This window comes from Micromonospora sp. CA-111912 (assembly GCF_050948415.1).
Lineage (GTDB): Bacteria > Actinomycetota > Actinomycetes > Mycobacteriales > Micromonosporaceae > Micromonospora.
In genome coordinates this window covers 2,930,225-2,943,499 of the sequence record NZ_CP192007.1, presented here as the reverse complement: position 1 = coordinate 2,943,499, position 13,275 = coordinate 2,930,225, and the positions used below count along the sequence as shown (strand labels likewise).

Sequence of the window (13,275 nt, the reverse complement as noted above, 5' to 3'; positions counted from 1 at the left end):
CGTCACCCGGTGCACCTGACCCTCACGTGCGCCACCGCGAGCATGGCCCGCTTGGCCGGCGGGTCGCCCGCTGCGGACAACCGCACCGCGATGCCACTCTTTCCGACCAGCCAGGTCCCGCCGGTCACCCAGCCGCCCTCGGCGGCGTCCTGCCGGACCTCGAACCGGGCGAACTCCGCGCCGCCCGGCTCGTTGAGCACCGAGTACGCGGCGCGCGCCACCGGCCGGTAGGCGGCCCGGTCCGGGGCCGGCACGAAGACCTCGACGGTGCAGCTGCGCATCTCGGTCGTCGGCCGGAACCACCACTGGGCGGTGGCCGGGGTCGCCGCGCCGGAGCCGGTGCCGGAGAACGGGACCGCCACGTAGTCGCCGTGGCAGCCGTCCTTGCTCCAGCCACCCTGGCCGACGGTCAACCAGGTCGGCCCGCGCCCGTTGGCGGTGAAGCCGTGGTCGTCGGCCGCCGCGCAGTCCCAGCCGGCGACCGCCGTGTAGCTGGCCCCGGCGGTGGGTGCCGCCGGGGCCGCCTTGGCCGACTCCAGCTTCACCGGCTTGATCAACTGCATGATTACGCCGCCGAGCAGCGCGATAAGCGTCGCAACCGTGGCCACGACCATCGTCACGTGCGGCTTGGCGGTCGGCCGCTCCAGATTCGGTCGCGCCCAGCCCTGCTCCCTGAACGCACGGGTGAACTCCCGCCGTTGCTCAGCGGGCGGGCCGAACCCTCTGTCCCGGTGCTGCGTCTCGACGCCCGTCACGACCTGCCTCATCCGCTCTTTTGCTCAACTCCCCCTAAACGCCCGTACGGGTGCCCGGGTTCACGGGCTTGCCGGTATCACCTCCGTGATCGGCCCGGCGGTGCGAGGGCCAGGCTTGAGCGGCTCGGGCGGCGGTGCCGGGGCACCCGCCGGCATATAGGGGACTGCTGAGGGCAGCTTGCGGTCGCCCTCGCCCTCCAGGGCCAGCCAGAAATCGCGGAGCGTTTTGCTCAACGAGTCCTCGGCGTGGGCGTAGTTGGCCGCAGCGGCGTTCGCCATGTAGTGAATCTTCGACAGGGCACCCGGCTCACCGTCCTTCGAGGCGAACATGTCCGACATCGCGCGGAGCCACAGCTCGTTGAACTCCTCCGATTCGGCCTGGGTCCGGCCGGTCCAGCCCAGCTTGAGGCCCTCCCAGATCGAGTGCACGCTCTGGATCAGAGTTTCGATCTCGCCGGCAGCCCTGTCCAGCTCCTTCGCGCAGCCCGCCACCTCCGTCGGGTTGACCACGATCCGTCTCCCCGCGTAGTCGTAGGGAATTGCTTCGTTCGGGTGTTCGTCCGGGTTGGTCATCCGATGCCTCTCCGCTGGTTGCCTGGCTACTTGTGTCCGGCCTTCGCTATCTCGGCGATGTTGGCGGCGTTCTGCTCCTCGGAGATGACGTAGTTCAGATAGGACGAACGCATCCGCTGCACCCCCTCCCCCAGCGCCTCGTCGAGGACGTCGCTCGCCTTCTTGAAGTTCCCTGCCAGCAACGAGAACGTGTTGCCGGCGGGGCTCATCCACATGGACTGGATGGTGTCGAAGTTCCGTTGGACGGTCTTCAGGCGCTCCGCGATGAGGTCCCTCGCCTTCTGCACCGAGTTGGCGGCCTCGTGCAACGCCGGCAGGTCGACCCTCCAGGTGGTCACCTTGCCGTCTGGGCTGATCGTCACGATCGGCCTACCGTCCGGGCCGTACGAGGTGGTGCCGTTCGGACCTTGGGTGACGACGCCCCCGCCGGACGGATAGTGGTAGTGGGTGCCGGTGGACGGGTCGTTGCCGGTCCAGGTCTGCACCAGATGGCCTTCGGCGTCGTACTTGCTGTGTCCGTCACCCTGGGTGACGATGTAGGAGTTATCGGAGAGCCAATCGATCGTCTGCGGCTGCTCACCGGGTTTCTCGATCCGGACCGCCTGATCGGTCTCGTTGTACTCCGTCACCACGCCGTCGGGATCGGTCAGCGCGTAGTGGCCGTCATCGAGGACCTTGTATGTCGAGGCTTTCGACTCGTCATCGCCCTGCCAAATCTTGATCGGAATTCCGTCCGACCCGTACAACACGTGGGTGTTGCCGCTCGTCCCCACGTACTGATCGCCCCGGTACTCGTAAGTGGTGATCGTGCCGTCTTCCTTGGAGACTGACCTCATCAGATGGTCGTCCGCCGAATACTCGACCACGCCGTCCGGGCCGTCGAGTTGGTAACCGCCACCGGGCAGGTTCTTGTAGAACGCCGCCGAACTCTCGTCGTCGCCGTTCCATACCTTGATCGGGTTGCCGTCCTCGCCGTACAAGACGTGAGAGTCGCCGGTCGTTCCCACATACTGATCACCGCGATACGCGAACGTCGTGACCTCGCCGTCAGGACCAACCCGCTCCACCATACGATCATCAGCCGAGAAACTCGTCCTCGAACCGTCAGGGTCCGTCAGCGAATACGAACCATCCGGCGACCTCGAATACGTCGACGCCGAACCCTCGTCATCGCCCTTCCACACCTTAGCCGGACTACCATCCGCCCCATACAACACATGCGAATCACCCGTCGTACCCACATACTGATCACCGCGATAATCGAACGTTGTCACTTCCCCATCGGGACTAACCCGCTGCACCATACGATCATCCGCCGAGAAACTCGTCCTCGAACCGTCAGGGTCGGTCAACGAGTACGAACCATCCGGCGACCTCGAATACGTCGACGCCGAACCCTCGTCATTGCCCTTCCACACCTTGGCCGGGTTGCCGTCCGCCCCATACAACACATGCGAATCACCGGTCGTACCCACATACTGATCACCGCGATAATCGAACGTTGTCACTTCCCCATCGGGACTAACCCGCTGCACCATACGATCATCCGCCGAGAAACTCGTCCTCGAACCGTCAGGGTCCGTCAGCGAATACGAACCATCCGGCGACCTCGAATACATCGACGCCGAACCCTCGTCATTGCCCTTCCACACCTTGGCCGGGTTGCCGTCCGCCCCATACAACACATGCGAATCACCGGTCGTACCCACATACTGATCACCGCGATAATCAAACGTCGTGACCTCGCCGTCAGGACCAACCCGCTCCACCATACGATCATCAGCCGAGAAACTCGTCCTCGAACCGTCAGGGTCGGTCAACGAGTACGAACCATCCGGCGACCTCGAATACATCGACGCCGAACCCTCGTCATTGCCCTTCCACACCTTGGCCGGGTTGCCGTCCGCCCCATACAACACATGCGAATCACCGGTCGTACCCACATACTGATCACCGCGATAATCAAACGTCGTGACCTCGCCGTCAGGACCAACCCGCTCCACCATACGGCCATCAGCCGAGAAACTCGTCCTCGAACCGTCAGAATCAGTCAACGAATACGAACCATCCGGCGACCGCGAATACGTCGACGCCGAACCCTCGTCCGCACCCTTCCACACCTTGACCGGATTACCGTCCGCCCCATACAACACATGCGAATCACCGGTCGTACCCACATACTGATCACCGCGATAATCAAACGTCGTGACCTCGCCGTCAGGACCAACCCGCTCCACCATACGGCCATCAGCCGAGAAACTCGTCCTCGAACCGTCAGAATCAGTCAACGAATAAGAACCATTACCCGACCGCGAATACGTCGACGCCGAACCCTCGTCCGCACCCTTCCACACCTTGACCGGATTACCGTCCGCCCCATACAACACATGCGAATCACCCGTCGTACCCACATATGCACCACCGGCACGATGCTCGAACGACGTCACCACACCATCAGGCGACCGCTGCAACAACACCTGACCATCCGCCGCATACTCCGCCACCCCGCCATCAGGGCCAGTCAACGAATAACGGCCACCACCCAGATCCCCAAAAAACGACGCCGACGACTCATCCCCGCCCTCCCACGCCTTTACCCGAACCCCATCCGCCGTATACAAGACATGCGATTCACCCGTCGTGGTGACGTACTGCTCGCCCCGGTACTCGAACGTCGTCACCTGACCGTCGGGCCATACCTGGCGATTCGCCTGGCCTGACTCGTCGTCGTAGTAGACGGTCGATCCGTCCGGCTGGGTGACCTGCTGTTCAGCCATCGGCTAGCTCCTCACGCGACCGGCTCGTCCGCGCGGGGCGACTGGCACGGCGCGGGCGCGGCTCAGCCTGCCAGACGCAGACGGGGACATGGCAGTGGCCGATTCGAGCGACCCCGGCCGACCCAACGAGCGGGACATGAACCATCGCCCGCGTGCCACCGTTTACACGGCCATGACCGCCACCACACCGCCCAGCCCCCCACCGGTGAGGGGCCGTGGCACCCAGCGGGTCGCGGCCAGGGGGTGGGGCAGCCACCGCACCATCACTGCGGCGCTGCGGGCGGCGTCCAGCGGTTCGGTGATCAGTGTGTCCCGGGGCGTCTACCACGAGAGCGTTCTGATCGACCGGGACATCAGCATCGTGGCCGACCGCGAGCACGGCCCGGTGGAACTGGTGTCGACCGACGGCCCGGCCCTGGTCAGCCGGGCGGGCGCGGCCATGGTGCACGGCCTGACCGTGCGTGGGGCGGTGCACACCAGCGACGGTGTGTTGACGTTGGTCGACTGTGACGTGTCGGGCGGCGAGGTGGCGGCGGACGGGTGGGCCCGGCCGGTGCTGCGCGACTGCCGCATTCACTCGACCGTCGGAGCAGGGCTGCGGTTGCGCGGGGACGCCCAGGCCGAGGTGATCGGCTGCGCCATCGAGGAAGTCGACGGCGACGCCGTGGTGGTCGGCCAGTCAGCCCGGATGACGCTGCGCCACACGACGATCACCCGGCCGACCGGCAACGGAATCGTGGTGTCGGACCGGGCCTCGGCCGAGCTCGACGAGTGCACCGTGACGCACACCGGCGGCGTGGGCGTACACGCGCAGGAGCAGGCCCGGGTGACGCTGCGCGCGGGGCGGGTCAGCGACACCGCCGGCGACGGCATCCGCCTGGTCGGCGTGGCGCGCGACGCGGACTCCGCCGATGCGCATCCGCCGGCGGCGGACGCGGGGGCATGCCAGGCCGAGGTGGGCGACACCGTCGTCACCCGCAGCGGCGGCAACGGCCTTTCGGCGTACGGCGCGGCGCAGCTCACGGCGCGCAGCGTCAAGGTGGACGATTCGACGCGCAGCGGCCTGTACGCGCAGTCGGGCGCACGCATGGTCCTGACCGGGTGCGAGATCGGCACCACCGGCAGCACCGGGTTGGCGGTCCGGGACGCGCGCCTGGAGGCGGCCGAGTCCACGCTCAACGGGGCAGGTGCCAACGGCCTTTTCGCCGACGGTGACTCCCACGTCGTGTTGCGGCGCTGCGCGCTGCGCGACTCCTCGTTCAGCTCGGTGCACCTGGCCGGGCACGCCGACGTCGAACTCGACGACTGCACGATCAGCGGCACCCCGCAGCACGGGGTACGGGTCACCGGGCGCTCGTTCCTGCGGATGTCCGGCGGCACGGTGAAGCGCACCGAGATGACCGGGGTGCAGGTCGAGGAGGACGGCGACGCGACGGTGCGGCACACCACCATCGAGAACGTGGCCGTCGGGATCCGGGTGGAGAGCTCCCACCGGCCGCTCTTCGAGGACTGCACGGTCCGCTCGACGCCCCAGGCCGGCCTGGAGGCGGGGCCGGGCTCCGGCCCGACCGTACGCGACAGCCACTTCTCCGACAGCGGCGGCGCCGGGGTCTTCCTCGACAGGGACAGCGCGGCGACCATCGAGGACTGCGTGATCCTCGACGCCGGGGGCAGCGGCCTGGTGGTGTGGGACGGCGCCCGGCCGGTGGTGCGCACGCTGCGGGTGCGCAACTGCGGCAAGAACGGGGTCTATTTCGGCACGGGCAGCGCCGGGGTGGTGGATGACCTGACCGTCTCGGGGAGCCACTTCCCCGCCCTCTTCCTGGGCGCGCAGGCCAGTCCCCGGATCCGGCGGTGCCACGTGGAGGACACCGACAGCGACTTGAACCTGGCCGAGGGAAGCGAGCCGACGTTCGTCGACTGCACGACCAGCAACGTGCGGTCGGTCAGCATGCCGACCACCGAGACGCCGGCCCGCCGGGTGCTGGCCGGTCAGCCGGGCGGCGCACCGGCGGCGGCCGGTGCCGGGTCGGAGACCGAGGCGCAGGAGCGACCGGATCTGGACAGCCTGCTGGGGCAGTTGAACGATCTCGTCGGGCTGACCCGGGTCAAGCACGACGTGGGCACCCTGGTCCGGCTGATGCAAATGGTGAAGCGCCGGCAGGAGGCGGGCCTGGCCCCGCCGCCGCTCTCCCGCAACCTGGTCTTCGCCGGCAACCCGGGCACTGGGAAGACCACGATCGCCCGGGTCTACGGGCAGATCCTCAACGCGCTGGGGATGCTCACGCAGGGTCATCTGGTGGAGGTCGACCGGGGTTCCCTGGTCGGTGAGTACGTGGGCCACACCGCACCGAAGACGCAGGCCGCGTTCCGCCGGGCGATCGGCGGCGTGCTCTTCATCGACGAGGCGTACGCCCTGGTGCCCGACGGCCAATCCAACGACTTCGGCCAGGAGGCCATCTCGACGCTGGTCAAGCTGATGGAGGACCACCGCGATCAGGTGGTGGTGATCGTCGCCGGGTACCCGGACGAGATGATCCGCTTCATCGCGGCGAACCCGGGCCTGTCGTCACGGTTCAACCGCACCCTGACCTTCGACGACTACGTGCCCGACGAGTTGGTCGACATCGTGGCGCACCACGCCGGCCAGCACGAGTACCAGTTGGCCGATGTCACCCGGGCGGCCCTGAACACCTACTTCTCGTCGGTGCGCCAGGCGGAGCGGTCCGGCAACGGTCGGTTCGCCCGCCAGGTCTTCCAGGAGATGACCGAGCGGCACGCCTACCGGATCGCCGACGACAACGACCCGACCAAGGAACAGCTCAGCACCCTGCTACCTGCGGACGTGCCGGAGGAGGGCCCACTGCGGGAGCAGTAAGGCGGCGGCCGTGACGCCGACCTGCGGAGGAAGACCACCCGACCCGAGAGGAGTGCCCAGTGGCCGACGAGGTAAAGACCCCACTCAAGGATGTCACCCCGCCCGACGTGACGATGAACGCTGCTGGTTGGCCGAAGCAGATCACCGGGGAACTGCCGGACGCGACGGCCGGCGAGGGGGACCCGAACGCCTCCGTCCCCATCGTGCCGGAGTTCTCGGTGGTGCTCTCCCCGTTCTACGACGCGCAGAACGCTCTCCTCCCGCCGTTGATGGACGCGGTGACGTCGTACGAGGCGCTGAAGAACATGACCAACGAATACAAGGACTGGGTCTTCCAGCAGGACCATAAGGGCGACCTCGGTGACGTGAAGTATGTGTACTCGGCGGCGAGGGAAGGAAGGGGCACGGGTAATACCCCCAAGAGCGTCCATCCCAGCCCAGAGCTGGTGAAGAACACGCCGGATATGCGGGCCGCGCTCGACAACGGCCTGCTGGCCATCGCGGACACGTTGTACCTGGTCGGCGAGTACGTCGGAATGTTGAACACGGTGCCGCAGGTCTACACCAACGCCGACAAGAAATCCTTCGTGCCGACGGAGTGACCGGGTGGGCCGTCGTCGCCCCGGCGGTGGTGGCTCGGAGGGTTCGCGCCGCCGCCGGGGCGACGGCGACGGGCCGCGCCTCTGGCCGGGCGCGCGGCGGGTGCGCTCAGCGCTCGTCGCGCGCCTGGGTGCCCGGCGTGAACCCGCGCTCGAGGAGTTGCTCCCGCAGTGCCCGCAGGGCGTAGAAGGTTCGGGACTTCACAGTGCCGGGCGGCACGTCCAGCGCCTGCGCTGCCTCGGCGATCGAGTAGTCCTGGAAGTAGACGGCCACCAGCGCCGTGCGCAGCCGCTCGGGCAGGGCGGCCAGCGCCGCCCGCACCTCGCGCGCGTCGAGCAGTCGGTCGATCTCGTCGTCGGGCCGGGAGAACGATTCCATCCGCTCGTCCGACGTCTCGGCGGGCCGTGCCTGTGCGGCGCGGACCTGGTCGATGGCGATCCGCCGGGCGACCGTGAACAGCCAGGCCCGGCTCCAGCGGCCGTCCGCCGACTGCGCCTCGGGATGTTTCCAGGCGCGCAGCAGGGTCTCCTGCACGATGTCCTCCGCCCGGTGCCGGTCACCGTTGGTCAGGCGCAGCAGGTAGCTCAGCAGGATGGGGGCGTGCGCCTGGTACAGGTGACGTAGCGCCCCATCATCTGTCCGGGCGGGACGTCCCTCAGTAGGCGACGAGTGTCCCACGGCCGAGTCCATGGACTGCACTACGTGGCAGTACCCCTCAAGGTTCACATCGGAAACAATCCAGAAGATGATCGTGGCCGTCCCGACGCCTCCGGCAGGCGCGGCGGGCCGAAATATCCAGACATCGGCGGAGGTACCGACACATGGCTAACCTTCCCGGCGAGACGTGCCCTGTTCGGAACTCGGCCGTCCATCGTGGGCCTCCGACGGGCCGCTGCACCGCTTCGGTCCGACCGCGTCCGATATCGTGATGCCGGAAAATGAACCGGCTTCGGCTTTCGCTCGTCGTGCACGCGACAACGAACGTACAGGGGAGAGCGATCCGTGAAGGTAACCGCCTTGCGCCGACGGCTGGCCCGGCACGCCGCGACAGTCGCCCGCCCAGTGGCCCGAATGGCCCGCGGGCAGAGCCGCCTGCAGCGCATCGACCTGGCCCTGGCCCTGGTGCTGGTGATGGCGCTGGTCACGGTGGGCCTCCTGGAGTTCGCCCCGGCCCAGGCCCGCAACGACCGGTTGACCGGCAAACCGGTCCCGGCCGGCGACCTGCCCACCATCCAGAGCGCCGCACTGTCCTGCCCCGCGCTGACCGGGCCGCGCCTGGCCGCACAGGTCATGGCCGCCAGCGGCTTCGACTCCGGCGCCGTCGCCCGCGGCAACGTCCGGGGCCTCGCCGGCCTCGACGACACCACGTGGCGCAGGTGGGAGCCATGGCCGAAGGCGCAACTCAGCGATCGACGGGCCAACGTCGTTGCCCTCGCCCACCACACCTGCGAGATGGTCGGCCAACTCCGAGCCGCCGGGGTCTCGGGTGACCCCTGGCGCACTGCCGTCGCCGCCACCCATGCCGGGCTGCAAGCGGTGCTCGACGTCAAGGCCATACCGGCCAGCGCCCAGAACTACGTCGACACCGTTTCCGCGTACGCGGAGTGGTACAGCCGCCAACCACAGTTCGGTGGCCTGGACCCCACCGCCAACGCATCGCCCGGCCTCCCGCTGGCCGCCGCGGCGGCCAGCGCCAAACCTCTACCCCAGCAGTACGTCGCCGACGTCGTCCGCGCCGGCAACATCTGCCTCGCCGTCACCCCGGCGCGGATCGCCGCCCAACTCATGGCCGCCTCCGGCTTCGACCCGAACATGCGCTCCGCCAACGGCGCCCAGGGCATCGCCCAGTTCCTCCCCGAGATCTGGGCCCAGTACACGGCCGCGTCGAACTCCCCCGGCGCCTCGCCCTGGGACCCCCACTCCGCGATCCCCCTGCTCGGCAGCGTCATGTGCGACCTGTCCGGGCAGCTCTCCGCACTGACCGCAGGCGACCCGTACACGCTCGCTCTGGCGGCGTTCCAGTGGGGCACCGGCGCCGTCCGTGCGGCCGGCGGCGCACCACAGGCCCCAGCGCTCCAGGACAACACCAATCGCGTTCTGGCCTACGTGGACCACTACGCCAAGGACAAGCGGCTCGGCGCGCCGCCCTCACCGACAGCTTCGGCGTCGCCTTCGAAGTCGCCCGCGCCGTCACCCAGCCAGTCACCCGCCAGCCCGCCGCCCGCCGCCCAGTCGCCTGCCGCGCCGCGGCCCAACCCGCCTGCCGCGCCGACCGGCTACAACTTCGAATCCGGCACCATGGGCTGGCAGCGTGGCCAGAACATCGCTCGCGTGGAGCGGGTCACCTCGTTCGAGAACCGTCCGAGAACCTGCTACGCCGGATCCTGCCTGCAGGCCGTCGGCGAGTACATCGCCAGCACCACCCCGCGAAGCGTGTACATCGCGCCCGCGAAACCGATCAACATGTCCAAGAAGGCCATGTTCAAGGTGCAGTTCAACTGCTTCGGTGGGGTGCAGGGCGCGACCGGCTACCGCGCGACCGTCGCGCTGACCGGCAGCGACGGCAGCCGGGTGATCGCGACCCTCGCCCCCCCGGCGGACACCTGGACGACCCTCTCGGTGAACCTGGCCAACTGGTCCTCGGTGTCGTCGGTGACCCGGATCGAGGTCACCTTCCAGGCGGTCGGCACCACCTACCCGAACTGGGTCGGGAACTTCCAGCTCGACAACGCCACGTGGGGCTAGGAGTCAGAAATCATGATGTCAACCCAGACCTACGCCAAGGACCAACGGTGGCTGTTGACCAGGTGAATGTTGGCTTCCGCCGTCCCGGGACGGCCAGCACCGGCCGCCGGTACGGCACGGTGACCGGGGCGGTGGCGGGTCTCGTCGCGATCGTGACGGGGCTGCTGCTGGCCGGTCGCCCCGCCGGCGCGGCGCCCTCGGAGGGTGCCGAATACGTGAAGTACTACACCGTCACGTCGTCCTACCAGGGCGCCCCGGAGACGCTCGGCGGAATCTCCCAGCGGTTCCTGGGCACCACCGACCGGTCGGTGGAGATCTTCAGCCTGAACGTGGGCCGCACGCAGCTCAACGGCGACAAGCTGAGCGACCCCAAGATCCTGCGTCCCGGCTGGCAACTGGTGCTGCCCTGGGACGCGGTCGGCACGGGCGTGCAGTACGGGTTGCTGCCCCAGAAGAACTCGAAGCCCGCGCCCTCGGGCTCGGGCTCGGCGCCGGCACCGGCGACGCCCGGGCAGTCGACGCCCCCGCGCGCACCGACGAACACCCAGGCACCCCGCGCCGGCAACCCGGCCGTGGTGCCCAGCGCGGCGCCCAAGCCCACCTACAAGAGCGGCCAGTGCGCCGCCGCGACCACCTCCAACTCCCAGTCCAACTGGGCCGCCCTGCGCCTGGCCCCCGACCAGGCCTGGGCGCACAGCCGGGGCAAGGGTCAACTGGTGGCGATCGTGGACTCCGGCGCGGACGGCAGCCTGGCGCAGTTGGCCGGGCGCGTGGCCCTCGGCGCGGACGTCGTCTCCGGCAGCGGCCGTGGCAACACCGACTGCCTGGGTTCGGGCACCGGCATGGCGGGCATCATCGTGGCCAAGCCCACGCAGGGCAGCGCGCTGTCCGGCATCGCGCCGGACGCCACCGTGATGCCGGTGCGGATCGTTACCACCAAGGCGAAGGCCCGGGCCTCCGACCAGGCGGCCGGCATCGAGGTGGCCACCTCGGCCGGTGCCACGGTCATCGCGCTCGGCTCCTACGTGAACACCAGTGACGCCGCCGTGGCGAAGGCGGTCGCGGCGGCCGTCAGCCGGAACATCGTGGTGGTGTTCGGCGCGCCGACCACGGCCGCGCCCGCCGGACCGGACATGGTTGCCGGTGGTGGCGGGGTGCTCCGGGTCGGCGGTGTCGGAGTGGGCGGCCAGTCGGCTGCCTCCTACCGACCCAGCATGGTCGACGTCGTCGCGCCCGGGCTGAACGTGACCACCCTCGGGGTTACCGGAACCGGCGTACTGGCCAGCAACGGCACCCCATACGCGGTGGCGTTCGTGGCCGCCGAGGTGGCCCTGGTCCGGGCCGCCTACCCGGGCCTCGACGCGGCCCAGGTCACCCACCGGGTGCAGGTGACCGCCGACAAGATGTCGGACGCGGTGCCGGACAAACGCTACGGGTACGGGACAATCAACCCCGCCGCCGCTGTCACCCGCGAGTTGGCCGAGGAACATCACGCGGTCGCCCCGACGGCCCGGCGCTCGGTCGACGATGGCCCCACCTCGGGCAACCGGACCATGGCGCTGATCATCGTCGGCGTGGTGGGGCTGGTCGCCGCCGGACTGCTGGCCTTCCGGGTGCGCCGACTGGTACACCCGGCCCAGGACGGGCCGGCCGACGGTTCACCGGGTAAGGCCCCCGACCGGGGGGACACCGGGGGCGGCGGAGCGTCACCCGGGGGCGCGGTGCCCTCAGTCGGCGAAGCCGCTGTCGGTGTCGGCGGGCGCCATCGGTCAGGCCCCGGTATGTCGCCTGCACCCGCGGATCCGACGAAGACGAGCCTGCTACCCCGGCAATCCGCCCCCTCCGTACGTGAATAGAACTCCCGGTCCGAGTCGGCACGACAGGGCGCCCAGAGCCCCACGAAGGCGGCCCAGCCGTCGATCATCCTCAGGCCAGCGGGCCGGCACCGTCCGGCACGGTGGTCGCCTATCGCAACCTGGAAACCGGTCGGTGCACCAGCCTGGCCGCGTCCGACAAGAAGCTACAGACCCGGCCGTGCCCATCGGGCAACAGCTGGCCGGCCGACATGCTGTTCCGGCGCTGATCGGCATGCCGTAGGCGGTGCTCGACGTGTTCGCCCGGATCCCCTGCCGACGGGGGTCCGGGCCGTACGACCGGTCAAGGGCTCAGTCGCCCGGGCCTGCGGGGGCGACGCCGTTGTCGACGAAGTCGAAGGTCAGGCCCTCGCCCGCGTCGCCCCCGCCCACCCGTTGGGCGGTCAGGCCCTGCCCGTCCACCGCGCGCAGGTAGACCTTGCCCTCGCCGCCGATGGTGTACGTCGGGCGGCCCTGATCCCTCTCCCGCGTCTTCTCGATGGTGAACAGTTGACCGGCCCGGCGGGAGTCGCAGGCGGCCGCCACGACCGTCGCCGGTGCGCTGCCGTTGTCGCGCAGGCCCATGCAGTCGGGCTCACCGCCGTTGTGTGCCTTCGCGGTCCTGATCTGGTACTTGTTCCCGCTGGCGGGCAGCAACACGAACAGACTCTTGTCCGTGTCGCCGTCGGTCAGGTTCAGCCGGCCCTTGGCGTCGACCGCCAGAATCGACTCGAACGACCCGACCGGCCGCAACACGACCTGCCGTTCACCCCGCAGGATCGGGTCCGCGCCGCCCGCCGGCGACCCGCCTTCCGACCTTGAGCCGCCGGTGGGCGAGGGCACGTTCCCGGTCGCGCCGCTGTCGGTGGTGGGTGCCGATGTCGTCGGCGAGGCGGCGGAACTCCCGGCCTCGGGGGCCTGCGTTGCGCAGGCCAGCATGGATGCGGCGACACCGGCGGTCAGCACCGCTGCGGCAGCGGCACGAAGGGCAGACGCGGGGCGGATCAACAGGTTCAGCATGGCCAACTCCTCAGTGATCTCCATCAGGAGGCTAGCCCGCTACCGGCTCTCGCGCAGAAGTCGTACAGCCGCAG

At 69.1% G+C, this 13,275-nt stretch carries 9 protein-coding genes; 4 read left to right on the top strand and 5 right to left on the bottom strand.

The window, feature by feature from the left end; genetic code table 11:
• Positions 1-2 precede the first annotated feature (2 nt).
• The 3 genes from ACQPZO_RS12345 to ACQPZO_RS12335 are packed head-to-tail and all read right to left on the bottom strand — an operon-like array spanning position 3 to position 4,105.
• A complete protein-coding gene (locus ACQPZO_RS12345; protein ID WP_433349842.1) occupies positions 3-767 on the bottom strand; it encodes a hypothetical protein in 765 nt (254 codons plus the stop codon).
• A gap of 48 nt (positions 768-815) precedes the next feature.
• Positions 816-1,328 carry a WXG100 family type VII secretion target gene (locus ACQPZO_RS12340; RefSeq protein WP_433349841.1) on the bottom strand — a complete coding sequence of 171 codons (513 nt, stop codon included), beginning with the start codon at positions 1,326-1,328 and terminating at the stop codon, positions 816-818.
• A 26-nt stretch (positions 1,329-1,354) separates the two neighbouring features.
• Positions 1,355-4,105: a hypothetical protein gene (locus tag ACQPZO_RS12335; RefSeq protein ID WP_433349839.1), complete on the bottom strand. Its 2,751-nt coding sequence runs from the start codon at positions 4,103-4,105 to the stop codon at positions 1,355-1,357.
• Between the two features lie 205 nt (positions 4,106-4,310).
• Between ACQPZO_RS12335 and ACQPZO_RS12330 the strand changes: the two genes are divergently transcribed.
• Positions 4,311-6,983 carry a right-handed parallel beta-helix repeat-containing protein gene (locus tag ACQPZO_RS12330; RefSeq protein ID WP_433349837.1) on the top strand — a complete coding sequence of 891 codons (2,673 nt, stop codon included), beginning with the start codon at positions 4,311-4,313 and terminating at the stop codon, positions 6,981-6,983.
• Positions 6,984-7,042: 59 nt separating this feature from the next.
• Positions 7,043-7,585 carry a hypothetical protein gene (locus tag ACQPZO_RS12325; protein ID WP_433349835.1) on the top strand — a complete coding sequence of 181 codons (543 nt, stop codon included), beginning with the start codon at positions 7,043-7,045 and terminating at the stop codon, positions 7,583-7,585.
• A gap of 106 nt (positions 7,586-7,691) precedes the next feature.
• Here the strand turns inward: ACQPZO_RS12325 and ACQPZO_RS12320 are convergent, their stop codons facing one another.
• Entirely contained in the window at positions 7,692-8,273 is a 582-nt protein-coding gene (locus ACQPZO_RS12320; protein WP_433349832.1) for a sigma-70 family RNA polymerase sigma factor, read from the bottom strand.
• Between the two features lie 312 nt (positions 8,274-8,585).
• On the opposite strand from ACQPZO_RS12320, the gene ACQPZO_RS12315 reads away from it, so the two are divergent.
• Together ACQPZO_RS12315 and ACQPZO_RS12310 are read left to right on the top strand one after the other, a co-directional pair.
• Positions 8,586-10,328, top strand: a complete 1,743-nt coding sequence (locus tag ACQPZO_RS12315; protein ID WP_433349829.1) for a hypothetical protein — start codon at positions 8,586-8,588, stop codon at positions 10,326-10,328.
• Between the two features lie 47 nt (positions 10,329-10,375).
• Positions 10,376-12,184, top strand: a complete 1,809-nt coding sequence (locus ACQPZO_RS12310) for a S8 family serine peptidase (protein WP_433349827.1) — start codon at positions 10,376-10,378, stop codon at positions 12,182-12,184.
• Between the two features lie 309 nt (positions 12,185-12,493).
• Here the strand turns inward: ACQPZO_RS12310 and ACQPZO_RS12305 are convergent, their stop codons facing one another.
• On the bottom strand, positions 12,494-13,225 hold the full coding sequence (locus ACQPZO_RS12305) for a hypothetical protein (protein WP_433349826.1): 732 nt from the start codon (positions 13,223-13,225) through the stop codon (positions 12,494-12,496).
• Positions 13,226-13,275 lie beyond the last annotated feature (50 nt).